Annotated in this window: 24 protein-coding genes, 1 pseudogene and 1 riboswitch; of the genes and pseudogenes, 8 read left to right on the top strand and 17 right to left on the bottom strand. The window is 67.5% G+C overall.

The genetic code is table 11. The features are described 5' to 3' along the window. Position 1 precedes the first annotated feature (1 nt). Positions 2–535: a hypothetical protein gene (locus tag ACP7A5_RS00125; protein WP_426040013.1), complete on the top strand. Its 534-nt coding sequence runs from the start codon at positions 2–4 to the stop codon at positions 533–535. 8 nt (positions 536–543) lie between these two features. Here the strand turns inward: ACP7A5_RS00125 and ACP7A5_RS00120 are convergent, their stop codons facing one another. The 7 genes from ACP7A5_RS00120 to ACP7A5_RS00090 all read right to left on the bottom strand — a co-directional run bounded on the left by ACP7A5_RS00120 (position 544) and on the right by ACP7A5_RS00090 (position 4,431). Next, a complete protein-coding gene (locus tag ACP7A5_RS00120) occupies positions 544–981 on the bottom strand; it encodes an MgtC/SapB family protein (RefSeq protein ID WP_426040012.1) in 438 nt (145 codons plus the stop codon). A gap of 39 nt (positions 982–1,020) precedes the next feature. Continuing rightward, a complete protein-coding gene (locus ACP7A5_RS00115; protein ID WP_426040011.1) occupies positions 1,021–1,539 on the bottom strand; it encodes a hemerythrin domain-containing protein in 519 nt (172 codons plus the stop codon). 79 nt (positions 1,540–1,618) lie between these two features. Next, a complete protein-coding gene (locus ACP7A5_RS00110) occupies positions 1,619–1,894 on the bottom strand; it encodes a type II toxin-antitoxin system RelE/ParE family toxin (RefSeq protein ID WP_426040010.1) in 276 nt (91 codons plus the stop codon). Next, entirely contained in the window at positions 1,891–2,142 is a 252-nt protein-coding gene (locus ACP7A5_RS00105; protein ID WP_426040009.1) for a CopG family ribbon-helix-helix protein, read from the bottom strand. Before ACP7A5_RS00105 ends, ACP7A5_RS00110 begins: the two co-directional genes overlap by 4 nt. A 38-nt stretch (positions 2,143–2,180) precedes the next feature. Continuing rightward, complete coding sequence (locus ACP7A5_RS00100) at positions 2,181–3,059, bottom strand: hypothetical protein (protein WP_426040393.1); 879 nt, start codon at positions 3,057–3,059, stop codon at positions 2,181–2,183. Beyond that, a complete protein-coding gene (locus ACP7A5_RS00095; RefSeq protein WP_426040008.1) occupies positions 2,972–3,364 on the bottom strand; it encodes a hypothetical protein in 393 nt (130 codons plus the stop codon). Before ACP7A5_RS00095 ends, ACP7A5_RS00100 begins: the two co-directional genes overlap by 88 nt. A gap of 293 nt (positions 3,365–3,657) precedes the next feature. Then, positions 3,658–4,431, bottom strand: a complete 774-nt coding sequence (locus ACP7A5_RS00090) for a YebC/PmpR family DNA-binding transcriptional regulator (protein ID WP_303694213.1) — start codon at positions 4,429–4,431, stop codon at positions 3,658–3,660. Between the two features lie 224 nt (positions 4,432–4,655). Between ACP7A5_RS00090 and ACP7A5_RS00085 the strand changes: the two genes are divergently transcribed. The 3 genes from ACP7A5_RS00085 (at position 4,656) to ACP7A5_RS00075 (ending at position 6,929) form a co-directional block, all read left to right on the top strand. Continuing rightward, positions 4,656–4,865, top strand: coding sequence for a hypothetical protein (locus ACP7A5_RS00085; RefSeq protein WP_426040007.1), 210 nt, complete (start codon positions 4,656–4,658; stop codon positions 4,863–4,865). A gap of 229 nt (positions 4,866–5,094) precedes the next feature. Beyond that, positions 5,095–5,985: a hypothetical protein gene (locus ACP7A5_RS00080; protein WP_426040006.1), complete on the top strand. Its 891-nt coding sequence runs from the start codon at positions 5,095–5,097 to the stop codon at positions 5,983–5,985. An 80-nt stretch (positions 5,986–6,065) separates the two neighbouring features. After that, positions 6,066–6,929: an OmpA family protein gene (locus ACP7A5_RS00075; protein WP_426040005.1), complete on the top strand. Its 864-nt coding sequence runs from the start codon at positions 6,066–6,068 to the stop codon at positions 6,927–6,929. Between the two features lie 23 nt (positions 6,930–6,952). Here the strand turns inward: ACP7A5_RS00075 and ACP7A5_RS00070 are convergent, their stop codons facing one another. After that, positions 6,953–7,387 carry an acyl-CoA thioesterase gene (locus ACP7A5_RS00070; protein WP_426040004.1) on the bottom strand — a complete coding sequence of 145 codons (435 nt, stop codon included), beginning with the start codon at positions 7,385–7,387 and terminating at the stop codon, positions 6,953–6,955. Between the two features lie 120 nt (positions 7,388–7,507). On the opposite strand from ACP7A5_RS00070, the gene ACP7A5_RS00065 reads away from it, so the two are divergent. Then, positions 7,508–8,641: a zinc-dependent alcohol dehydrogenase family protein gene (locus tag ACP7A5_RS00065; protein WP_426040003.1), complete on the top strand. Its 1,134-nt coding sequence runs from the start codon at positions 7,508–7,510 to the stop codon at positions 8,639–8,641. 120 nt (positions 8,642–8,761) lie between these two features. Here ACP7A5_RS00065 and ACP7A5_RS00060 read toward each other — a convergent pair whose 3' ends face one another. Then, a complete protein-coding gene (locus ACP7A5_RS00060; RefSeq protein WP_426040002.1) occupies positions 8,762–9,340 on the bottom strand; it encodes a hypothetical protein in 579 nt (192 codons plus the stop codon). A gap of 133 nt (positions 9,341–9,473) precedes the next feature. Between ACP7A5_RS00060 and ACP7A5_RS00055 the strand changes: the two genes are divergently transcribed. Continuing rightward, entirely contained in the window at positions 9,474–9,983 is a 510-nt protein-coding gene (locus ACP7A5_RS00055) for a DUF1993 domain-containing protein (RefSeq protein ID WP_426040392.1), read from the top strand. A 205-nt stretch (positions 9,984–10,188) separates the two neighbouring features. Here ACP7A5_RS00055 and ACP7A5_RS00050 read toward each other — a convergent pair whose 3' ends face one another. The 4 genes from ACP7A5_RS00050 to ACP7A5_RS00035 all read right to left on the bottom strand — a co-directional run bounded on the left by ACP7A5_RS00050 (position 10,189) and on the right by ACP7A5_RS00035 (position 15,319). Next, positions 10,189–11,037 (bottom strand): ribokinase, encoded by an 849-nt coding sequence (locus tag ACP7A5_RS00050; protein WP_426040001.1) that lies wholly within the window; start codon positions 11,035–11,037, stop codon positions 10,189–10,191. After that, a complete protein-coding gene (locus ACP7A5_RS00045) occupies positions 11,034–11,972 on the bottom strand; it encodes a nucleoside hydrolase (protein WP_426040000.1) in 939 nt (312 codons plus the stop codon). The genes ACP7A5_RS00050 and ACP7A5_RS00045 overlap by 4 nt, the downstream gene beginning before the upstream one ends. A 93-nt stretch (positions 11,973–12,065) precedes the next feature. Next, positions 12,066–14,513 (bottom strand): PhoX family protein, encoded by a 2,448-nt coding sequence (locus ACP7A5_RS00040; protein ID WP_426039999.1) that lies wholly within the window; start codon positions 14,511–14,513, stop codon positions 12,066–12,068. Positions 14,514–14,656: 143 nt separating this feature from the next. Then, positions 14,657–15,319, bottom strand: a complete 663-nt coding sequence (locus ACP7A5_RS00035) for an aspartate/glutamate racemase family protein (RefSeq protein ID WP_426039998.1) — start codon at positions 15,317–15,319, stop codon at positions 14,657–14,659. A 277-nt stretch (positions 15,320–15,596) separates the two neighbouring features. Between ACP7A5_RS00035 and ACP7A5_RS00030 the strand changes: the two genes are divergently transcribed. Next, entirely contained in the window at positions 15,597–16,376 is a 780-nt protein-coding gene (locus tag ACP7A5_RS00030; protein WP_426039997.1) for a hypothetical protein, read from the top strand. Here ACP7A5_RS00030 and ACP7A5_RS00025 read toward each other — a convergent pair. From ACP7A5_RS00025 to ACP7A5_RS00015, 3 genes are all read right to left on the bottom strand, one after another. Then, the gene (locus ACP7A5_RS00025; RefSeq protein WP_426039996.1) at positions 16,373–17,374 is read right to left on the bottom strand and encodes a D-cysteine desulfhydrase; all 1,002 of its coding nucleotides are present in this window, start codon (positions 17,372–17,374) and stop codon (positions 16,373–16,375) included. The genes ACP7A5_RS00030 and ACP7A5_RS00025 overlap by 4 nt on opposite strands. A 58-nt stretch (positions 17,375–17,432) precedes the next feature. After that, entirely contained in the window at positions 17,433–17,831 is a 399-nt protein-coding gene (locus tag ACP7A5_RS00020; protein WP_426039995.1) for a BLUF domain-containing protein, read from the bottom strand. 113 nt (positions 17,832–17,944) lie between these two features. Beyond that, positions 17,945–19,207, bottom strand: coding sequence for an alpha/beta fold hydrolase (locus tag ACP7A5_RS00015; RefSeq protein ID WP_426039994.1), 1,263 nt, complete (start codon positions 19,205–19,207; stop codon positions 17,945–17,947). A 189-nt stretch (positions 19,208–19,396) separates the two neighbouring features. Next, positions 19,397–19,505: riboswitch (TPP riboswitch) on the top strand. A 175-nt stretch (positions 19,506–19,680) separates the two neighbouring features. Between ACP7A5_RS00015 and thiC the strand changes: the two genes are divergently transcribed. Beyond that, a complete protein-coding gene (gene thiC, locus ACP7A5_RS00010) occupies positions 19,681–21,510 on the top strand; it encodes a phosphomethylpyrimidine synthase ThiC (RefSeq protein ID WP_426039993.1) in 1,830 nt (609 codons plus the stop codon). 139 nt (positions 21,511–21,649) lie between these two features. On the opposite strand, the pseudogene ACP7A5_RS00005 reads toward thiC, so the two are convergent. After that, positions 21,650–21,768, bottom strand: a pseudogene (locus ACP7A5_RS00005) (IS630 family transposase); the annotation flags it as partial.

Genomic DNA, 21,768 nt, shown 5'->3' with positions numbered 1-21,768 from the left:
CATGCGCGGAGTGGTCCTCGCCGCCTTGATCGCGACCCCGGCGCTGGCGGGGTCGCAGTCCCTGTCGGACCAGATACGTCTTTTCGAATTCGAGGGCGGGCAGGCCGTCGTCCGGGTGCATGTGCTTCGCGAAACGCCATATGAAGGCGCGGAGATCACGATCTACGCCCCACGCAGGGGGCCGGCCGGGTCCGACCCCACGGATGATAAGCTGTCGGCTATCGCGGTCTACACGAGGGCCGCGCCGCAGGTCGCTCGATCTGAAACCTGTCCGGGTCTTCGGACTTCGCTTCAGACGCTCCGGGCCATTCCAGCCGTGCGAGGCGTTCCGACCGCCTTGAACCCGCGCCCGCCGATTCTCCGTCCCATCGAACCTACCAAGAAGGACGGGCAGCGCTACGAGATCACGATGGACGTCTCCGCACCCGGCAGGGGCCAGATGCTGATGACCGTCAACGACTACAACGGCGGCTATGCCAGCTGGGGTGACGAGTTGGTACAGAATCTCGCGCCGTGCTGGACAGTGTGGCGTTGACACCGAACTCAGGCGTCGCGCGGGTCGAGGTAGAAGCGGCACAGCCCGGCAACACCTGAAAGCGTCGCCGCCAGGATCAGCCCCGTCACTACCGTCGCCACGATCCCGAGCCCATAAAGGCCGACCCCGAGCAGGATGCCGATCGCCGAGGTGATCCACAGCGACGCCGCCGTCGTCAGCCCGTGGATCGAGAAGCCGGTCCGGAAGATCACCCCCGCGCACAGGAAGCCGATCCCGGTCAGGACCCCGTGCGCCATCCGCGTCGGGTCAGTGACGATGTTCTCGTCGGGCAGGGCCAGAAACGCCCAATGCCCCTGGGTCAGCGCCGCCTGCATCAGCAGCGCCGACGCCAAACACACGAGGATGTGCGTCCGCAGACCCGCCGCCCGCCCCTGCCACTCGCGCTCGATGCAGATGACGCCGCCCGCGAGGACCGCGCCGAGCACGGGAGTCCATTAGCCGGACTGGTCCTCGATCATCGCGCGTCAGCCATTGGCCTCGATATAGCTCTCGGGGTCCTTGTTGACGGGCCGCACGCCGGTGATGTGATCGGCCTCGAACGCGGCGAACCGCACGGCCAGTTCGTGCCGCATCGACACCGGCGCGTGGCGGCGGAAGTCCGTCAGACCCTGCCGTTCCTCCTCGCCCATGTGTTTGGAGTTGACCACGTTGGCCTTGCCGACCGCCTCGATCCAGGCGCCCGTGCCGACCTTGTACTTCTCGACCGCCTTGACCGCGTCGCGCAGCCTGTTGTGATCCTCGATGGCGTCTTCAGTCTCGCCCTCGACCGTGCCGTCCTCGGCGTCGTTGGCGCCCTCGCCCAGCTTGAGCAGCTCGGGATAGAAGAACCGCTCCTCGGCCTCGGCGTGGACATCCAGGAACGCCTTCAGCCGCGACCAGACCGCCGTCAGCGCCTCGATGTCCTTCGGATCGATCTGTTCGAGGATCGAGAACAGCCGCCGTTGCTCGGCGTGGTCGTCGAGGATCAGCTGGGTGATGTCCATGGGGCGGCTCCGGCGCGAACAGTGAAGCCTCGATACGCCCGCCGCAGGGCGCCGGTTCCGTGCGAACGACTCGCGTCGGTCAGCTGAACGGTTCGCGGCTCGTGTGCCAGACGCGCAGAACCAGAACACAGTCGAGCTCCGTCCGGTAGACGAGCAGGAAAGGCTTGGCGGCGACCACCAACTCCCGTCTGCCGTCGGGACGAGCCCGCCCCTTGCTGGGGAAATCACGCAGCCCATCCGCTGCTTCCAGAACGCGATCTTCTGTCGCGATGGCGGCCGAGACATTGTCTCGCGCGATGTAGTTGACGCCCTCTTCCAGATCAGCTTCCGCTTCCGGCGTCCAGATCAGCCTCAAGCAGCGTCCGTCCATCGGGCTCGCCGTGCGTGCAGCCGGGCAACGACCTCCTCATGCGGGATGCCTTTGCCCGCCGCCAGAGAGGCTTCCGCTTCGACGATCGCGGCCTCCAGAGCGTCATGCTCGCGAGCAATAAGCTCCGCCGCTTCCACCAGCAGTTCACCGGCCACTCGGCCTCTGGCGCTGGAGAACGCATCCAGCTTGGCCTTCACGGCCTCATCCATCTCGATAGTCACATGCACGGTCATGGCGTGGAGATTACCACCACGCCCGACCGCCGCCAAACTCAGGCCACGATGGCCTGGACCGATCCGCTTTCGATCGGGGCCGGCCGGCCGCCGCGTTCGCGACGGGCGGCGTCCAGCGCGGCCGACGACATCGCGGCCTCGGCCCGGGCGCCTTCCAGCTCCGCGCGCAGGGCGGCGGCCTGCTGGATCATGGTCTGGGCCTTGGCGTGGTGCTCGTCCTGCGCCGCCGCCAGCTTGGCCTGGATCTTCAGCATCCGGTCCTCGGCGCGGGCGATGGCCTTTTCGTGGGTGGTCGCGGCCTTGGCCAGGGTCTCGGCGCGGTCGACGGCGGCGAGGCGGGCGACCTCCATCCCGGCCAGGCGCTGGCGGGTCTCTTCGGTCTCGGCCTCCAGGCCGCGGATGCGCTCCATGGCGCGGTCCAGGCTGACCTGCAACTGTTCGGCCTTGCGCTCGGTCCCGTGCGAGCCGGTCTGCAGCTCGCTCAGACGCGACGCCTGTTCGGTGTTCAGGACTTCCAGCCCGTTGGCGCGGGCTGTGGCCGTATCGAGCCGCGACGACAGGGAGGCGATCTCGGCCCGGGCGGCCTCGGTCTGGTTCTCCAGCGTGCGCAGGGCGCGGGCGGCTTCGCTCTGCTCGGAGGCCGAGCGGGCGCGTTCGGTGGCCAGCTGGCCTTCGCTGGCGGCGGACGATCGGGCCAGGGCGGCGATCTCGGCCGAGACCTCGTCGACGCGACGACGAAGGACGGTGTTCTCTTCAGAGGCCAGGGCGTGATCGCGCTGGATCTGCGCCCGGCCGGCCTCGGAGTCGGTGCGCAGGGTCTCGGCCTGCTTCAACTGGGTGCGCAGGGCCTCCTGGTCCTGTTCAAGTTCCTTGATCCGCTGACCGGAGACGCGTTCACCCGTCTCGAGCGCCTCGATCTTGCCGGTCGCCAGCGACAGTTCGCTGCGTGACGATCGGCCTCGACCCGGGCTTCCTGCGAAGCCGCGGTCTGTTCGCGGAGCCGCGCCGCCAGGTCTTCCGCCCGCGCCTCGCTCTCGGCCAGGGCGTCGGCCAGCTTGCGCACCTCGACGGTCGCAGCCTCCAGCCGGGCCCCGTTGTCGATGCTGGCGGCGCGCAGGTTGATCAGTTCGACGTGGCCGTCGCGCCGCGACCGGAACTCCGCCTCCAGCGGATCCCGCAGCTGCGCCAGCAGGCTCTCGAAAGTCCCGAACCGGCGCGCCATGTCCGACAACTGATCGAGGCTGTCCTGAATGGTCTCGAACCGTTCGCCGATGACGCCGGCGGCGTCGCCGCCGCTCTCCCGCTCGTCGATGGACGGCGCGACGCCCTGGGCGCTCTTGCCGGTCCGTTACAGAACTCGATCGATCCTGGACAACATCGTCATAACGCCCCCGTTGACGGGCGGATGACGCCTGATGCAGGCGCCTCGAATCGAGCCGCCCCCGCCCGTTAAGGAATGATTAACGGTCAGCGTCAGGAGTGTCGATACCGGCGATCCTGTACGACTGTGGACAGTCAGCCCGCGAACTTCGCCATCTCTTCGTCGGAGATGTCCTCGTTGGAATAGACCATGGAGACATCGTCCTCGGCGTCCAGGGCGTCGAGCAGCCGCATCAGCGTCCCGACATGCTCGCCGGTCACAGGCACCTCGGTCTGGGGCTTCCAGACGATGGCGGTGGACTTGGCGTCGCCCAGGATTTTGGACATGGCCTCGGCGACCTCGTTCAGATCCTCGAAGGCGGTCCAGATCGTGTGACCCGGCGCGTCCTCGTAGATGTCGGGCTTCACCAGGTCGGATTCGACGTCCTGGGCGCCGGCCTCGATGGCGGCCTCCATGACGGCGTCCTCGCTTCCGGCCTCGGCGGCGTAGGTAATCTTGCCGACCTTGTCCCACATGAAGGCGACCGAGTTCATCTCGCCCAGCGCCCCGCCATTCTTCTTGAATGCCGTGCCGATGTTGGAGTTGGCGCGGTTACGGTTGTCGGTCAGGGCCTCGACGATGATGCCGACCCCGCCGGGGCCCCGGCCCTCGTAGCGGACCTCCTCCATCGTATCGACGTCGCCGCCGGACGCCTTGTTTATGGCCCGCTGGATCACGTCCTTGGGCAGGCTCTCGGCCTTGGCGTTGTTGACTGCCAGACGCAGGCGCGGGTTCAGGGCGACGTCGGGCATCCCCGATTTGGCCGCCACGGTGATGTCGCGCGACAGCTTGGAGAACAGTTTGGAGCGGGACGCATCGGCGCGTCCCTTGCGGTGCATGATGTTCTTGAACTTGGAATGGCCGGCCATTGTTATCTCTTCAGTGCGCTATCGCTCGACGCGCCCCCCGGTCCGATCTGCGATCGGCCGGAGGACAAGCTACGTCTCGCTACTTGAGCCCGGATCTCGCTGCTTGAGCGCGTTCCGTGCGTGGGTTGGGGCCGTCTAGCCCGCCCGCGCTGTTCTGTCACCAATCGGTCGCTGGAACCGGCGATCCTGCGGGGGATTAAGGCAGCCACCGACGGAGCTTGACCATGTCCGACAATCCCCTGCACGACGCCGACGCCTATCTCGAGGACGATCTCGACGACGCCGACATCGTCGAATGGTACGAGAGCCGTCCCGTGACGGTCTCGACCGCCGTCGCCACCGGCTCCATCGTCGCGGCCTTCGCCATCGGCGTCCTCACCGCCGTCGGGGCTCTGGCCCTGCTGGGCTACATGGACGAGGACTGGGCCCCCTAGGCGGCCCTCCCCCAAGCCGTTGCACTGATCGAACAATGGTGCATAAACTCCTCCTACGGTTTTTGGGGTAGGTGCCAATGCAAGTTCCAGTTGTTTGCCGATGGCTGCTGGTCATTGCCGTATCGATCATCACCGGGACCACTACCGCACACGCGCAGACGGCCGCGCAGACTGCGGCCTGCGGGCGTCCCCATTTGCCGTCGGCAATGCTGTCGGCGGGGGAGAAATCTTGGCTCGCGCTGGCGAGAATGCACTGAAGCGGCTGCCTGGCTTGGAGGTTTCGGCAGGGCTGCAGATTTCGCGGACTGTTTACGCTGGAATGCGAAATCAGGCGCTCGGCGAAGTCCTGGGATGGTACCAGTGCTTGATCCGTGAAGCTGTGACGGCCCAGGGCGGACCCGATCTCGCGGCACGGCTCGACAGCATCGATCTGACATTTTTGGAGCTTTCCACCCAGTTTGACATGGCTGAAAGCGCCTCGTCGGAAAGTTCGGCCGCGTTCAACGCGCGGCTGACCGAGTTGAGCACGTACCAGCGTCCGGCCGACGCCTTCGTGATATCGCCCGCGACCTTCGCGCAATATGTGGCTGGCGTGAATCCCTCTGCGACATGGATACGGGTCGAATCAATCGAGGTCTGGGGCACGGCCAGTGCAGGAGCAGTCAGCGTTTCAGCGTGCGGCGGCGTCGTTCGAAAAGCGATCAGCGACGGCGGGAGCGCGCTTCAGCGCGGGATGGGCTCCATGCAGGCGGGGCTGGTGAACTTCCTCGACCCCCAACGCAATCCCCGCGTCGGGTTGACAGCTCTCCTTAGGCCGTTTGCGGCCAATCCGGCCACGATTCGGGGAATACCTCCGACGTCCTTTCGGGGGTGCGCACAGGGCTTGGCGCAGCAAGCCGCCGTAGTTACTCCCCCTGGCAAGCGACCCGTGACGTCGCCAGAAGCCGGTAGTCCGCCTGTCGCTCTGCCTCCCACGCCCACGCCCACGCCCATGCCCATGCCCATGCCCACGATGCGCCAGACGGCCCAAACGCTGTCAGTGGCCCCCTTTGAACCGGGCGTCGGCCAAACGGGATCTGAGCTTGTCGCAATGGTCGCCGCCGAAGCGCTCAGGCCGTGAGGGCGTCTATTCTGCTGCCTTGCCTGCTCGGCATGACTATCACCGGCTGTCACCCGAATCTGACGCCGTCAGAGCTCGCCGTGGCCGTAAGCACCCAATGCGCCCCGGTTACCGACCTACTCAGCAAGAATGTCAAACGGACGGGCGAACTGCGTGTTGTAGGGCAGGCCATCGGCGGCGAGTACACCCGAGAAGGTGCCGTGTTGGAGAGCGCCGTTGCGCAGCAGACGCACCAACTGGACGCGGCGTGCCGCGCATGGGTGTCTGGCGCAATGAGCGATGAGGCGTACACGGATTTCATGGTCGCTCAGATGGGTGGTGCGATATCCCTGAGTACTCGCCTTGAGGATCAGCAGGCCGCTATACGTGCGCTCGGAAAGTCACTTGGAGATCTGAGATCTGGACTTCCTGGACGAATTCCAGATGCGGCCGAGATTGCAGCAGCGGTCCAGAGATACAACGCGGCCCCCGCGTCTCCTGTCTCCTCCGCCTTGGGGAACACTGTCGCGGGCAGCGCCGCAGCGGACGACGCTCTGCCCCTTGTCGTCGCGCGCCTGGATTATCTCGAACAATTACTTGAGCGACCGGGCCAAACAGCTTCAGCCAGCGACGCTGCAGTGATCGATAACTGGAACGGGTTCGAAGTATATTTCGCGACTAACAGTGCGGAGCTTACCTTCGAGAGTGCGCAACAAATCGAGGCAAGATCCATCGCCCTGTTACGAAACAATGTCAGCGTGATCGTTACCGGCTACGCCGACGCTAGGGGGAGTGCCGAAACAAATACAAGGTCGAGTGCGGCACGTGCCAAGGTCGTCGCCGATCTTCTCGCGCAGGCTGGCGTCAGGATACGGGATCAGACTGCGTTCGGTTCAGAACATTCCGACCCAAATGGCTACAGCCGAGCACGACGAGTAACCGTGAGATACGACCGTCGCGACTAGCGTAGTCGAGGCAGGCCGCTTGCTCACCCCGCCCTCAGGTTCTCGACCACGCCCCGCAGCACCGCCGGCAAGGGCTTGGGCCGCCGCGTTTCCGCATCCACATAGACGTGCACGAAATGGCCGATCGCGGCGGGCTGGGTCGAGCCCCGGCGGAAGACGGCGAAGCCGTATTTCACGCTCGACGTGCCGATATGGTCGACCTTGATCCCGACCTCGATGACATCCGGGAACGCCAGCGACGAGGTGTAGCGGCAGCCTGAATCGACCACGAGGCCGATCGATTCCTTCAGCCCCCCGCCGATGATCAGGTGGGCGTTCACCGCCGAGTCGACGAACTCGTAGAATTTGGCGTTGTTGATGTGGCCGTACTGGTCGTTGTCCGCCCAGCGCGTCGAGACCGTATGATAGGCCTTGTAGGTCGCCCGGTCGGCCAGCGGCCCCTCGTCGCGTTTCGGCATTCTGTTTTCGTCCCTCGCAGCGCCGGCTTGATCGCCGATCCTTGTGCGACGCTCGGGCTTGGCCTTCGTCGCGTCAAGCGCCTATCGAGGGTCACCCGCGCGTTTCCGACGAGGCTGCTCATGACCCGGACCACCACCCGCGCCGCCGTCCTGCGCGCCATGGGCGCCGCCCGCCCCTATGCCGACAGCCGCCCGCTCGCGATCGAGACCGTGACCCTGGACCCGCCCGGCCCGGGGGAGGTCCTCGTCGCCATCAAGGCCGCGGGCCTGTGCCACTCCGACCTCTCCGTCATCAACGGCGACCGCCCCCGTCCCATGCCCATGACCCTGGGTCACGAGGCCGCCGGCGTGGTCGAGGCGCTCGGCGAAGGCGTCACCGACCTGGTCGTCGGTGATCATGTCGTCATGGTCTTCATGCCGTCGTGCGGTCACTGCAATCCGTGCGCGGAGGGTCGCCCCGCCCTGTGCGAACCCGGCGCCGCCGCCAATGGCAAGGGCGAGCTCCTGACCGGCGGCAAGCGCATTCATCGCGATGGCGAGAGCCTCAACCACCACCTCGGCTGTTCCGCCTTCGCCGAGCGCGCCGTGGTCTCGCGCCGCTCGCTGGTGAAGATCGACCCGGCCCTGTCCTTCGCCGAGGCCGCCCTGTTCGGCTGTGCGGTCCTGACCGGCGTCGGCGCGGTCGTGAACACGGCCCGGCTCAGGGCGGGCCAGAGCGCGGTCGTCGTCGGCCTCGGCGGGGTCGGTCTGGCCAGCGTGCTGGGCTCCCTGGCCTCGGGCGCCACGCCCGTGATCGCGGTGGACCTGTCCGAGGACAAGCTGGCCCTCGCCCGCACCCTCGGTCCGGTCCAGACCGTCAATGCCGCCGATCCCGACGCGGTCGATCAGGTCCGCGCCCTGACCCGTGGCGGCGCCGATTTCGTGTTCGAGATGGCCGGCTCGGTCCGCGCCCTTGAAGCCGCCTGGAAGATGACCCGGCGCGGCGGGACGACGATCACCGCCGGCCTGCCCCCACCCGACGCCGCCCTGCCGGTCAATGTCGTGTCTCTTGTCGGTGAGGAGCGCACGCTCAAGGGCTCTTATATCGGGACCTGCGTGCCCGGCCGCGACATCCCCCGCTACGTCGCCCTCTACCGCCAGGGCCGCCTGCCCGTGGACCGGCTGATGAGCGGAACCATATCGCTCGACGACATCAACGCGGGCTTCGACCGGCTGCACGCCGGCGAGGTCGTCCGGCTGGTGGTGACCTTCTAGGTGTCCGGCGAGTGAGTTGCGGGTCCCTTGGAGCGCGGACCTCCAGGTCCGCTCTTCGGTGGCGCAAAGAGCGGACCTGGAGGTCCGCGCTCCTTTGAGTCCCGTTGACCGCCGAACGCTCTAGGTCTTCGGCGCCTCGACCGCGGGAGCCTCGACAGCCGGGGTCGCCGCCGCCGCCGCGATGGCCGCATCCTCGGCCTCGGCCGCCTCGACGGAATAGGTCGGGTCCTTGCCCGTGTCGCAATAGTCGAAGAAGGCGGCGATCGCGCCCTTGCCCGATTCCTTGGCGACCAGCCGCATGTCCGCGCCGCTCAGACCTACGTCGATGGCGCCGCTGGCCTTCAGGGCGGAGATCACCGGGTGGTCGGTCGGTGCGCTCGCACCTGGCTGGAAGGTGCCCGTCGCCGTGCCCGACGTCAGCACCGCCTCGTTCTCATAGCCCCAGGTCATTGCGACGGTTTTCGACTGCGGCAGGCAGGACATGCCGAAGACGCTGACCCCCTCGGCCCAGTCGCCGTCGCCGAAGTCCAGGTCGCCCGACCCGCCGTGCGCCACGAAATGCCAGTCATAGGTCGCAGGCAGGGCGTCGCCCGAAGGCAGGGTCGCCTGACCGGCCGTCCGCTCGCCCTCTCCGCGACCGGCAGGCTGACAGGCGGCGAGCGCGAGCGCGATGGCAGCGGCGGAAACGATGCGGATCATTAAGGTCGTCTCTCGATCACCGTCCCCCCGACGGCAATCCAACCCTAGTCCTGCGATGGGCGCTTCGCCAAGGGCGTCACAATCGTCTAAGGCAGGGCTGGAGCGACACAAAGTCCTCAAAGGAAACTGACCCATAGCGACTGAACTCTACGACCTCACCGTTCCGCCATTCTCGCGCGGTCTGCGCGCCCTGTCCGGCCTGCTCGACAAGGCCGTCGCCCATGCGAAGGAAACGGGCGTCGATCCGGACTCCTGGCTGTCGCTGCGCATCATCGACGACATGAACCCCCTGGTGAAACAGGTCCAGACCGCCTGCGACAGCCCCAAGCTCTGCCTTGCCCGCCTGTCCGGCGTCGCCGCCCCGGTCAACGACGACTCCGAAACCACCATCGCCGAACTGCAGCAACGCATCACTGACACCCTGGCCTATCTGGCCTCGGTGCCGCGCGACAAGGTCGATGGCCAGGAAGGCAAGGAATTCACCCTGACCTTCCCCGGCGGCGAGATGAAATTCCTCGGCCAGCCCTATGTCACCGGCTTCGCCATGCCGAACTTCTACTTCCACCTGACCACGGCCTACGACCTGCTGCGCGGCGCCGGCGTCCCGCTCGGCAAGCGCGACTACATGGGCGCCCCGGCCTGATCCGTCCGCTTGCGTACAAAGGAACCTTTGCGGCCACCGGCTCTTTCGCCACCGTCAGTTTGCGGAAGAGTTGGTGTCGCGTGGTCGTCAAACAGTTCAAGTGTCGGGGCCGGCATGCCACAGTCAGCGTCACCGACCGGTCACGTCGGGGCGGCTGGCTGTTCCGCCTCTATATGGCGTGGTTCTTCAGCGGCCTGAAGAGGCGCTAGACGCGGCCCAGCAGGGCCTCGACCTCGGCCCGCGTCGGCAGCGAGGGTTGAGCCCCCGGCCGTGTCGCGGCCAGGGCCCCGGCGGCGCAGGCGAATGTCAGCGCGTCCTTCGGCTCCAGCCCGTCCAGCAGGGCCACGACGATCGCACCGACGAAGGCGTCGCCCGCCCCCGTGGCATCGACGGCGACGACCCCAGGCGGCGTGGCCCAGGCCATCTTGACGCCCCGGTGATACATCTCGGCCCCCCGGGCCCCTTGGGTGATCACCACCCGACCCCCGCCCCGGTGCAGCAGGTCGCCGTAGAACGCCGCCTCCCCCTCGTTGACGATGATCAGGTCGCAGCGTTTCAGCAGCGCCTCTGACACCGGCGCGGCGGGCGCCAGGTTGGCGCAGACGAACCCGACCGCCCGACCCACCGCCGCCTCGACCGTCTCGATCGGCAGCTCCAGCTGCACGATCAGCGGGCTTTCGATCCGCACCGGCAGCTGTTCCGGCGTCACCAGATGGTTCGCCCCCGCCGCCACCACGATCTGGTTTTCGCCCGACGGATCGACCGCGATCAGGGCCACCCCCGTCGCGGCCGCGATATCGACCGCCACCCCTGACAGATCGACGCCGAAGCTTTCCATCAAGGCCAGCGCCTCCTGCGCCATGGCGTCGTCGCCGACCCGGCCGATCAGATTGACCTCGGCCCCCAGCTTCTCGGCCGCCAGCGCCTGGTTCGCGCCCTTGCCGCCCGGATGCCGCGCCAGGGTCGCCCCCGTCACCGTCTCCCCCGCCGCCGGCAGCGACGGCGCAGAGGCCACCAGGTCCAGGTTGATCGATCCGACCACGGTGATGTTCATGCGACCGCCCCCAACCGCTGGGTGATCAGGTCGAACACCCCCTGCCCGTCGGCCCAGACCGCCCATAGATGCCGGGCGCTCGCCGGATCGACGCGGAACTCCACCGCGGTATGGCCGCGCGTCAGATCGCTGTCGGTCTCGACGTCGATCCGGCACGGCTTCAGGCGGAACAGCCCGGGCTTCAGCAGCCAGGCCACCGTGCACGGATCATGCAGGGGCGCGGCGTCCCATCCGACGATGTCCCGCTCGATCCGCTGCGAGAACCGCACCATCGTCGCGGCCGTCAGCGCCGGTCCATTGTCGATCGCCTCCAGCGCCGCGATCCGTTCCTCGGTCCCCCGCACCTGATGGGTCGCGTCCAGTCCGAACGCGACCATCTCGCAACCGCTGGCGAACACCTCCGCCGCCGCATCGGGGTCGGCCCAGATATTGAATTCGGCGGACGGCGTGATGTTGCCGCCCTCCGACCGCGCCCCGCCCATGACCACCACCGGCCCCAGCCGTTCGGCCAGTCGCGGCTCGGCCCTCAGCGCCAGGGCGACATTGGTCATCGGCCCCATGACCGCCAGCGCCACCGATTTCGGCTCGGCCGCCATCACGATCCGCACAATCGCCTCGACCGCCGAACCCTCCGCCGCCGGAGCATCCGGCTCGACCGCCTCGATGTCGCCCAGCCCCTCGGCCCCGTGGAATTCGCCCGCCCCCGCCGGTTCACGCCTCAGCGGCCGGGCCGCTCCGGCGAATACCGGCACATCCTCCCGCCCGGCGACCTGACGGATGATCCGTGCGTTCCGCGTCGTCTTCTCGACCGACACGTTGCCGCCCACCGTCGTGACCGCCTTGAGGTCCAGCTCCGGCGAGGCGAAGGCCAGCAGCAACCCCACGGCGTCGTCCACCCCGGGGTCGCAATCGATAATCAGGCTTTGTCTTTTCACCCGCCCTGAATGCGGCGGGTCGCGTTTCGTCGCAACGAAAAAGGGGCGCGCCGTCTCCGGCGCGCCCCTCGTCTCGATCAGCGAAGGCGGCTCCTACAGACCGACCACGCCGCCGTCGTCCTTGGTGATCACGATCGTCGCCGAGCGCGGGCGAGCGCCCGTGCCGCCGGTCTGGCTGGCGGGCCAGAACGAGGACGGCGTAGAGGCAGAGCCGTTCTCGCCCGGGTGCTGAATGTTGACGAAGATGGTCTTGCCGTCCGGCGTCGAGTCGATGCCGGTCAGTTCGCACTCCTTCGGCCCGACCAGGAAGCGGCGCAGGGTCATGCCCGGCGCCTTGCCGACGAAGGTCGACTGGGTGCGGGTCGCGCCGGTGGAGTCGGTGTTGGTGATGGTGAGGGCGCCGCCGTCGCCGACAGTACCCGGCTGGGCCACCAGCATCATGCAGTTGGTCTTGTCGGTGAAGGCGCCGTCGTCGGTCTGGATCCACAGCAGCGGATTGACCAGGCCCGAGGCATTCTGCGGGCGGCCGAACCACAGGCCGTCCGGCGACGAGAAGTCGTTGGTCGCGTCGAGGCCCGACAGGTTGATGTTGGCCGCGTTCAGGTCCGAGTCGGCGCCGAAGGCGTAGATGTCCCAGCGGAAGGTGGTCGCCTCGGGATTGTCGCCCGTCTCGCGCAGACGGATGATGTGGCCGTTCGGGTTGCCGAACTGGGCCGAGTTCGAAGCCCCCTTCGGGTCGTTGTAGTGGCGCGGGTTGGCGGCATCGGTCCCGGTCAGCGGCCGCTGGGCCGCAGAATTGTTGGTCAGGGTCAGATAGACCTCGCCGTTCACGGGGTTGACCGCCGCCCACTCCGGACGGTCCATCTTGGTGGCGCCGACGGCGTCGGCGGCCAGACGGGCGTTGATCAGGACATCGGCCTGGCTGGCGAAGGCGTAGGCCGGGTTGGCGGCCGTGACCACACCCGTGCCGAACACCAGAGGCAGCCACACGCCGTTTCCGGTCGCGTCATAGCGGGCGACATAGAGGGTGCCGCTGTCCAGATATTTGTCGCCGATCGACAGGCGGTCGGCGCTCTGCGCGTCGGCGGCGACCCAGGGGGTGGCTGAGACGAACTTGTAGAAATACTCGCCGCGCGAATCGTCGCCCATGTAGAAGACCGGACGGCGGCCGGCGACGAAGTTGGCCGGCCAGGCGCCCTCGTGGCCCATGCGACCGAGCGCCGTGCGCTTCCTCGGGGTCGAGGCGGCGTCATAGGGGTCGATCTCGACGACCCAGCCGTACTGGTTCGGCTCGTTGCGGAAGTCCGCGGTCGCGTCAGAGCCGGTGGCGGAGGCGTTCCACTTGGCGAAGATCGTCGAACCCGGAACCGTCGGAACCACCGAGGCCCAGCCATTGGCGCCGCCCGCGCCCTGGCTCACGCCGTAGCGGTTCAGGGCGACGACTTCCTTCGCCGTGCGGGCGGCGTTGTCCGTCGACGAGCGGCGGAAATAGCCGGCCCAGTTCTCTTCGCAGGTCAGGTAGGAGCCCCAGGGCGTATAGCCGTTGGCGCAGTTGTTGACGGTGCCGCGACCGGCGACGCCTGTCGGCGAGAAGGCGGTGCGAACCCGGACGTCGCCGCGCGCGGGACCGCGGATGTCCATGGGCGTGTTCGGGGTGATGCGGCGGTTGAAGGTCGAGTTCTGGACATAGTTCCAGCCGCTCGTGCCCTTCAGGACCTCGATCACGGCCACGCCGTGGGCCTCGATCTCCTTGATGGCCTCGGCTTCCGGGCGGACGCCGCCGACCGAGGTGGGGCCGTTCGGGTGCAGATAGGCGGCCGAGATGTTCTCGTGGTTCATGGCCAGCAGGCCGCGTGCCGATGCGTTATCGTCGCGCAGGCCGGTCGTCGCGCCGAGGCCGAAGAAATAGAGCGCGTCGTGGTGGTCGCCGGCGCGCGAAGCGAAGTTCGTGTCCGTGCCGTTGTTGGCGTAGGCGGGGGTCGTCGCGTTGATCGGGTCGCCCAGTCGATACAGGACCGACACCGAGTAGCCGGCCGGCACGGTGACGACGTCCAGCAGGTTCTTCGCGACGGCATTGAAGCCCAGCACCGCCGGGCTGACCGTCACCGTCGTGTTGGCCGAGGCGATGATGCTGTTCGAGCCGGAGGCGTTGAACGAGAAGACCAGCGTCGTCGCTGCGGTCACGCTCGGCGCCGTGAAGGTGGCGTTGCTGGCGTTGGCGTTCGTCAGGACGACCGTCGGACCCGAGACCTGGGTCCACAGCACGCCGGTCGAACCGGTCGAGGTCCCCGTCAGGGTGACCGTCTTGCCCGAGGTCGTGGCGCCGTTTGAGCCGGCCGAGACCGTGGCGTCCGACTTCGGCTGCTCGCTGTCGTCATTGCAGCCGGCCAGGCCGAACAGGGCGGCGACCGAGGCCATGCCGCCCATGATCGTGCGGCGCGACTGGCGCTCCTCGATGATCGAGCCGAAGGTCGGGTTGAACGAGGTGTTCAGTTCGACGTCACCGTCGTCATGGCTGCCGGTCAGGTGGATTTCGGACATGGTTGCTCCCCGGAATGTCTGGGGACCAGCGGTAGCGTTCGTGTTTGTGAAGTTCGTGTCTGAAATATTGCCGTTTTATATTGCGAACAAGCCGGACAATACAGCACGATTACAGTTGATCCGCGACCGGATCATGCGGCCGATTAGTCGATGCAGGCCCTGACGCAGTCTTTGGCCAGGACCTCTGCTGAATCGACAAGCGGAACAGATACATCGGCGGCGTCGAGCAACAGGGGAACCTCCGTACACCCCGCAATCACCGCATCGGCGCCCGCGACGTTGAGCGCCTCGGCCAGCCGCGCCATGGCCGCACGATTGTCCACACCCACGTCGCCGCGCTTGACGCCGTAGACGCAGGCCATGAATGCCGCGCGATCCTCGCCCTGCAGAACCACCGGCTTCACCCCGGCCGCCATCAGGGCCGCAACGTACAGAGCCTCGCCGCCCGGCGTCGCCAGAATGCCGATGGAGCGGGCGTCATACCCCTTGGCCGCCGCCACGGTCGCCGCGATCATGTCGATGAAGGGCAGGCCGGCCGCCACGATGCCCGGCTTCTGCGCATGGGCCGTGTTGCACGGCATGGCCAGAACCTGCGCCCCTGCCGCCTTCAGCCGTTCCGCCATCCGGCCCAGTTCCGCCTCGGCGTCCCCCGGTCGCGTGTTCCTGTCCGGCACCTGGGGGTTCAGGTCCATCACCACCCGGATGTGATCCGCGTCGCCCTGCGCCGGCGTCAGCGCCTGCACCCGCGCGAGGAACGCCACCGTCGCGGCGGGGCCCATGCCGCCCAGAACACCCAGAGTCTTCATCGCGCCGTCGTCTCCCCAATCTTGCCGGTCCCGATGTCCGGGACCGGATCCTGCGTGCCCGGGTCCGCCGAGCCAGTCCCGCCCGGAAGCCGGCCTCTCATCTGTTAGCGCCAAACCGGGAAAGCGCCAGCGCGGGCGGTCACAGCCCGTCGACACGGCCGGCCGTCACACCTCGGGAACGGCGAGGGTCCCGGCCGATCTTCGCATCTCGTCGCTATGCGACATTGAAATCCCCGTCGCAGGCGATAAGGTCCCGCTCGAACATCGGGGGGTGGTCATGACAACATCAAACACTGAGCGTGCACCGGGCGGAGACCGCGTCTTTCAGGGCCTGGCCATCGCCATGGTGCTGATCGTGGTGGCCGGGTTTGCGGTCCAGCTGGCAACCGGGCGCTCCAGCTTCGACGCCCCGCTGATGGTCCACGCCCATGCCGTCGTCTTCATGGGCTGGCTGGCCATCTTCCTTCTCCAGAATCTTCTGATCGCCACGGGACAGGTGCGCTGGCACCGGCCGCTGGGGTGGCTGGCGACCGTCTGGCTGGTCCCCATGCTGGTCCTGGGCTGGCTGGTCACCGAGGCCATGGTCCGTCAGGTCACTGTGCCCTTCTTCTTCCGGCCCCTGCAGTTCCTCGTCTTCGACCCCCTGTCGCTCGTCACTTTCGTCGGACTGACGCTCGCGGCGGTCGCGCTTCGCCGGTCGACCGACTGGCACCGCCGCCTGCACTATTCCGCCATGGCCATCCTGATGGGACCGGGGGTCGGCAGGCTTCTTCCGGTCCCGCTGCTGGTCCCCTGGGCGTGGGAGGCGACCGCCGCCGTCACCCTGCTGTTTCCGGTCATCGGCATGATCATCGATCTGCGAAAGACCGGCCGGATTCACCCGGCCTGGGTCTGGGGCTTCGGTGTCCAGGTGGCGATGATCATCGCGATCGAGGCCATCACTTGGTCGCCGCTCGGGACCGCCTTCTACGACGCGGTCGTCGCCGGCTCACCCGGCGCCGCCGTCGCGCCGCTGGACTTCCCGCCGCCGCCCGGCCCGCCGCCCCCGGCCGCTTAAGCCAGCATCGCGTCCAGTTCGCCCTGGTAGCCGGCCAGGCCCTGCGCGCCGCCGGTGTGCAGGAACACCACCCGCTGTCCCTCGAACGTCCCGGCCCTGGCCAGGGCGATCAGCCCCTTCATCGCCTTGCCGGTATAGACCGGGTCCAGCAGGATCGCGTCGGTCCGCGCCGCCAGCACCAGGGCGTCCACGACGGCCTGATCGATCAGGCCGTAGCCCGCGCCGACATAGTCGCAGTCGGCCACCACCATCTCGTCCTTCACCCGATCGGGATGCCCGAGCAGGGCCGCCGTCTCCTTCGCCAGCTTCAGGACATTGGCTTCCTGCCTGTCCTTCGGCGCCCGCACCCCGATGCCCAGCACCGGAATGTCGGCGCCCAGCACCGCCAGACCTGCGACCAGACCGGCGTGCGTCCCTGCGCTGCCCGTCGCCGTCACGATCAGGTCGATGGCCAGATCCAGCTCATCGGCCTGCACCACGATCTCGCGTGCGCAGTCGACGTAGCCGAGCGCGCCGATCGCGTTCGAGCCGCCACCGGGGATGACATAGGGCTTGCCGCCGCGCGCCCGGATCTCCGCCGCCGTGGTCTCCAGCTCGGCCGGCATGTCCGATCCTCCGGGCACGGAGCGAATGACCGCGCCGAACAGCCGGTCCATCAGGACATTGCCGTTATGGACGTAGTCGACGGCTTTCGACCCCGTCCGTTCTTCCAGGATGACCTCGCACTTCAGACCCATGACGGCTGCGGCCGCCGCCGTCTGACGCACATGGTTCGACTGCACCGCGCCCTGGGTCACCAGGGTGTCGGCGTCCTGCTCGAACGCATCGCCCAGCAGGAACTCCAGCTTCCTCGTCTTGTTGCCCCCGCCGGCCAGCCCGGTGCAGTCGTCCCGCTTGATCCACAGGTCGATGCCCAGCGCCTGCGACAGGCCCGGCGCGGGCTCCAGCGGCGTCGGCAGATGGGCGAGGCGCACACGAGGGAAACGGGCGAGATGCATGGGGACGGCCTTTCGGTTTCGCCCCTCTCCTATAGCGCGCCGCGTCGTGTGCGAAGCCTCAGGCGGCGCGCACCGCTTCAACCTCGAGCGTTTCGCGCAGCAGGGCGATGATCTCGAGGGCGGAGGTGTCAGGCGTCGCCATGAGCCGATCCAGAGCGGTCGCCGACTCTGGCCCCAGGCGCGAGCTCGCCATGCTCCAGCCCGAGAACTGTCTTTGCGTAATCGGCCTGCGGTCCAGAATGACGATATCGCGGTGGCGCGGGTCCCCGGCGAGGCGGCGCAGCAGGCTGTCCAGAACGCCCGACTGTCCCTCGATGACCTGGATGAAGCGACCGTCGTGCGCGCCCAGCGCGCCGGTCAGCCCGTCCCGGTCATTGTTCCGCTGCGACTCGCCGAGGATCGTCGCCATGTTCAGAAGGCTGTCCGTCCGCCCCGTCGCCGTACTGGCATAGAGCATTCGTTAAGTCCCGGCATACTGTACTCCACTGGGTGAATGCGAGTTCTGCGCCCATACCGGTATCCGTCCGGTAAACATTTGCAATCGAACGCGAATATCCGACAGAGACCGGTCTAGGACGGCGCCTCGGTTTCGCAGACGGCCTCCATCTCGGCGAAATGCTGTTCCTCCTCCGGCGCCGCCATTGCGGGCGTGGCGCGGGTGATCACCCGGGCGCCGGCCTCCAGCGTGCGGTGGACCGGGCATTTGTCGGCGATGGCGAACAGCCTGCCGCGCTGGGCCTCGCTCAGCGCCCCGTCCAGGATCAGGGTCCGTTCGAACACGTCGGGCGGCGTCTCGCCGCTCCGCTTCTCGTGGCGCACCTCGACCGAGCCGCGCTCCAGCGGGATGCCCTTCAGGTCGGCATAGAGCCGCAGCGTCATCACCGTGCAGGCCCCCAGCCCCGCCGCCACCAGCTCATAGGGTGTCGGCCCCGAGGCCAGTCCGCCGACCGAGACCGGCTCGTCGGCCATCAGCATGGCGCCGCCCGCCTCGACCCGCGTCTGGAACTTCCCAGCCCCCGTCTCGGAAACCCGCACCACCCCGTCGGCCGCCGGGACCGTCAGAGGCGTGGTCATCCCGTCGATGTAGCGAGACGCCCAGGCCGCGATCATGCTGGCCGCATAGGCCGCGTCTTCGGGCTTCGACAGAAGGTGGTCCGCCGTGTCCAGCGACACGAAGCTCTTGGGGTGTTTCGCCGCCAGATAAAGGCCCGTCGATTCCTCGATGCCGACGATCTGATCGGCCGGGGAATGCAGGATCAGCAGCGCCCGCTTCAGGGCCTTCAACCGCGCCGCCTGGTCCTGGGTCTTCAGACTCTCGGCGAAGCCCGGCCCGACCGTGATCGCCTTGCCGGCCAGGGTCACGCAATGGGTCTCGCCGTGCTTCAGTCCCCCGGCCTCGGGGCCGAGCAGCTTCAGCACATGGGCCACATCGAACGGCGCGCCGATGGTCGCCACGGCCTTGATCGTCTCCATCCGGCCCGCCGCCGCGATCGCCGCCGCCCCGCCCAGGCTGTGCCCGATCAGCAGGCCCGGCGCGCAGCCATGCGCGACCATATGGGCCCCCGCCGCGACCAGATCCTCGACGTCGACGGTGAAACCCGCCGGCATGGCGGCCACGCCCTTTTCGCCAATCCCGGCGAAGTCGAGCCGCAGCGTCGCCACCCCCTCGGCCGCCAGCGCCCTCGAGATCCGCGTCGCCGCCAGATTGTCCTTCCCGCAGGTGAAACAGTGGGCGAACAGCGCAAACGCCCGCGCCTGCCCGTCCGGCCGGTCCAGCACGGCTTCGACATGGCGTCCGCCGGGCGTCGTGAAGTCGAAGGGTTCGGTCCGCATGTGGTTCTCCGGTTCGCGCCAGCCTAATCCAATCCTCCTCCCTTGGGGGAGGTGGCTCGTAGCGCAGCGTAGAGACGGAGGGGGCTCACCGCGAGTTCGACGTCTGGTGCCGGCCCCCTCCACCGCTTCGCGGTCCCCCTCCCCCGTCGGGGGAGGAATGGACACCTCGCGATGGCAGGCCTATCGTTCCAGCGTTCTCCCGGGGGCGGCGCTCGAGCCGCTGAGATAGGCGTAAGCGCCTGACCGGCCGAACCTGATCCGGGTCATGCCGGCGAAGGGATGGGAATGTCTTTTCCATCCGTGCACCCCGGCCTTCGCCGGGATGCACGGTGAGAAAGCGATCTACGCCCGGAGTCGGCAGACCTCAACGCGTAGAGGCCGCCATGAACGTTCACGTCACGCCAGAAGCGAATGCCGAAGAGGCTCAAGCAGCGAGCGATAGCCTCCCCCTCGCGGAAGCGAGGAAGGAAGTCATGCGCGAGACCGGGACCATCCCGACCGGCGAGCGCGCCGGGTCGCACAAGGTCTATGCCTCGGGCGAGCTCTACCCCGACCTCCGCGTGCCCTTCCGCGAGGTGGCCCTGCACCCCTCGGCCAATGAGCCGCCGCTGACCATCTATGACTCCTCGGGCCCCTATACCGACCCGACCGTGACCATCGACATCAAGCGCGGGCTTCCGTTGGTCAAGTCCAGCTGGCAGCTGGACCGCGGCGACATCGCCCCCGTCCTGAACTCGCGCGAGGTCAAGCCCGAGGACAACGGCCACGCCGAGGGCAAACACCTCGCCCCCCGTTTCGACACCTCGCACCACAAGGTCTTCAAGGGCGTCGAGGGCCGCCCGACGACCCAGTACGAATACGCCAAGGCCGGCATCATCACCCCCGAGATGGAATACGTCGCCATCCGCGAGAACCTGCGCCGCGAGCAGAACAGCCCCTGCATCCGCGACGGCGAGGACTTCGGCGCCTCCATCCCCGACTTCGTCACGCCCGAGTTCGTGCGTCAGGAGATCGCCCGCGGCCGGGCCATCATCCCGCACAACATCAACCACCCCGAGGTCGAGCCGATGATCATCGGCCGCAACTTCCTGGTGAAGATCAACGCCAACATCGGCAACTCGGCCGTCCTGTCCTCCGTCGACGACGAGGTCGACAAACTGGTGTGGGCCACCCGCTGGGGCGCCGACAACGTCATGGACCTGTCGACCGGCCGCAACATCCACAACATCCGCGACTGGATCATCCGCAACTCCAGCGTCCCCATCGGCACCGTGCCGATCTACCAGGCGCTGGAGAAGGTGAACGGCGTCGCCGAGGACCTGACCTGGGAGGTCTATCGCGACACATTGATCGAACAGGCCGAACAGGGCGTCGACTATTTCACCATCCACGCCGGCGTCCGCCTGCCCTTCGTGCCGATGACGGCGAAACGCGTCACCGGCATCGTCAGCCGCGGCGGCTCCATCATGGCCAAATGGTGCCTGTCGCATCACCGCGAGAGCTTCCTCTACGAGCATTTCGAGGACATCTGCGACATCATGCGGGCCTACGATGTCAGCTTCTCCCTCGGCGACGGCCTGCGCCCCGGCTCCATCGCCGACGCCAATGACGAGGCCCAGTTCGCCGAGCTGCGCACCCTCGGCGAGCTGACCAAGATCGCCTGGGCCAGGGGCTGCCAGGTCATGATTGAGGGCCCCGGCCACGTGCCGATGCACAAGATCAAGGCGAACATGGATGAGCAGCTGAAACACTGCCACGAGGCGCCCTTCTATACGCTGGGGCCGCTGACCACCGACATCGCCCCCGGCTACGACCACATCACCAGCGCCATCGGCGCGGCCATGATCGGCTGGTTCGGCACGGCCATGCTCTGCTACGTCACGCCCAAGGAGCATCTGGGCTTGCCCGACCGTCAGGACGTCAAGGACGGCGTCATCACCTACAAGATCGCCGCCCACGCCGCCGACCTGGCCAAGGGCCACCCCGCCGCACGGTTCCACGACGACGCCCTGTCCCGCGCGAGGTTCGAGTTCCGCTGGGAAGACCAGTTCAACCTCGGCCTCGACCCCGAAACCGCCCGCAAATACCACGACGCCACCCTGCCCAAGGAGGCCCACAAGACGGCGCACTTCTGTTCGATGTGCGGCCCGAAATTCTGCTCGATGAAGATCAGCCAGGACATCCGCCGGGACGCGGCGGCGCAGAATGATGCGGGGGGCTCGCTGGTGGATGCGGAAGCCGGGATGGCGGAGATGTCGGCGAAGTTCCGGGCGGGGGGGAGTGTCGTGGAGGTGAAGGTGTGAGAGTTCCCCGAAAGCCGGTCATGTGGACAGCTCCCTGATTACCCCTCACACTCGTAGTTTATCGTAACCAACCTACACAGGGTTGTACGAAACCACGACTTCTGGGCAGGAAATGGGAAACGAGGCGGTCAAGGACATCCTAGTGGATTGATTCCATCACTTGGTGCCCGCGGTTAGCGGCGGCGATGATTTTGTCTGGATCGGCGGTCCAGACGAAGGGTTTGGGCTGCTGATTGTGATCGACGACGAAGCGGTTGA

The sequence above is a fragment of the Brevundimonas sp. TWP2-3-4b1 genome, from assembly GCF_049897665.1.
Classification (GTDB): Bacteria; Pseudomonadota; Alphaproteobacteria; order Caulobacterales; family Caulobacteraceae; genus Brevundimonas; species Brevundimonas subvibrioides_B.
The sequence above is the reverse complement of the archived record's forward strand: the minus strand, read 5'-3'. Positions and strand labels throughout refer to the sequence as shown.

Bases quoted from the DNA above. Each gene is read 5' to 3' on its own strand.
- ACP7A5_RS00020 (WP_426039995.1), bottom strand. From the start codon at position 17,831: ATGCTCTATGCCAGTACGGCGACGGGGCGGACGGACAGCCTTCTGAAC.
- ACP7A5_RS00085 (WP_426040007.1), top strand. From the start codon at position 4,656: ATGTCCGACAATCCCCTGCACGACGCCGACGCCTATCTCGAGGACGAT.
- ACP7A5_RS00090 (WP_303694213.1), bottom strand. From the start codon at position 4,431: ATGGCCGGCCATTCCAAGTTCAAGAACATCATGCACCGCAAGGGACGC.
- ACP7A5_RS00115 (WP_426040011.1), bottom strand. From the start codon at position 1,539: ATGGACATCACCCAGCTGATCCTCGACGACCACGCCGAGCAACGGCGG.
- ACP7A5_RS00030 (WP_426039997.1), top strand. From the start codon at position 15,597: ATGACAACATCAAACACTGAGCGTGCACCGGGCGGAGACCGCGTCTTT.
- thiC (WP_426039993.1), top strand. From the start codon at position 19,681: ATGCGCGAGACCGGGACCATCCCGACCGGCGAGCGCGCCGGGTCGCAC.
- ACP7A5_RS00070 (WP_426040004.1), bottom strand. From the start codon at position 7,387: ATGCCGAAACGCGACGAGGGGCCGCTGGCCGACCGGGCGACCTACAAG.
- ACP7A5_RS00065 (WP_426040003.1), top strand. From the start codon at position 7,508: ATGACCCGGACCACCACCCGCGCCGCCGTCCTGCGCGCCATGGGCGCC.
- ACP7A5_RS00015 (WP_426039994.1), bottom strand. From the start codon at position 19,207: ATGCGGACCGAACCCTTCGACTTCACGACGCCCGGCGGACGCCATGTC.
- ACP7A5_RS00060 (WP_426040002.1), bottom strand. From the start codon at position 9,340: ATGATCCGCATCGTTTCCGCCGCTGCCATCGCGCTCGCGCTCGCCGCC.
- ACP7A5_RS00105 (WP_426040009.1), bottom strand. From the start codon at position 2,142: ATGACCGTGCATGTGACTATCGAGATGGATGAGGCCGTGAAGGCCAAG.
- ACP7A5_RS00125 (WP_426040013.1), top strand. From the start codon at position 2: ATGCGCGGAGTGGTCCTCGCCGCCTTGATCGCGACCCCGGCGCTGGCG.
- ACP7A5_RS00050 (WP_426040001.1), bottom strand. From the start codon at position 11,037: ATGAACATCACCGTGGTCGGATCGATCAACCTGGACCTGGTGGCCTCT.
- ACP7A5_RS00035 (WP_426039998.1), bottom strand. From the start codon at position 15,319: ATGAAGACTCTGGGTGTTCTGGGCGGCATGGGCCCCGCCGCGACGGTG.
- ACP7A5_RS00040 (WP_426039999.1), bottom strand. From the start codon at position 14,513: ATGTCCGAAATCCACCTGACCGGCAGCCATGACGACGGTGACGTCGAA.
- ACP7A5_RS00095 (WP_426040008.1), bottom strand. From the start codon at position 3,364: ATGGCGCGCCGGTTCGGGACTTTCGAGAGCCTGCTGGCGCAGCTGCGG.
- ACP7A5_RS00025 (WP_426039996.1), bottom strand. From the start codon at position 17,374: ATGCATCTCGCCCGTTTCCCTCGTGTGCGCCTCGCCCATCTGCCGACG.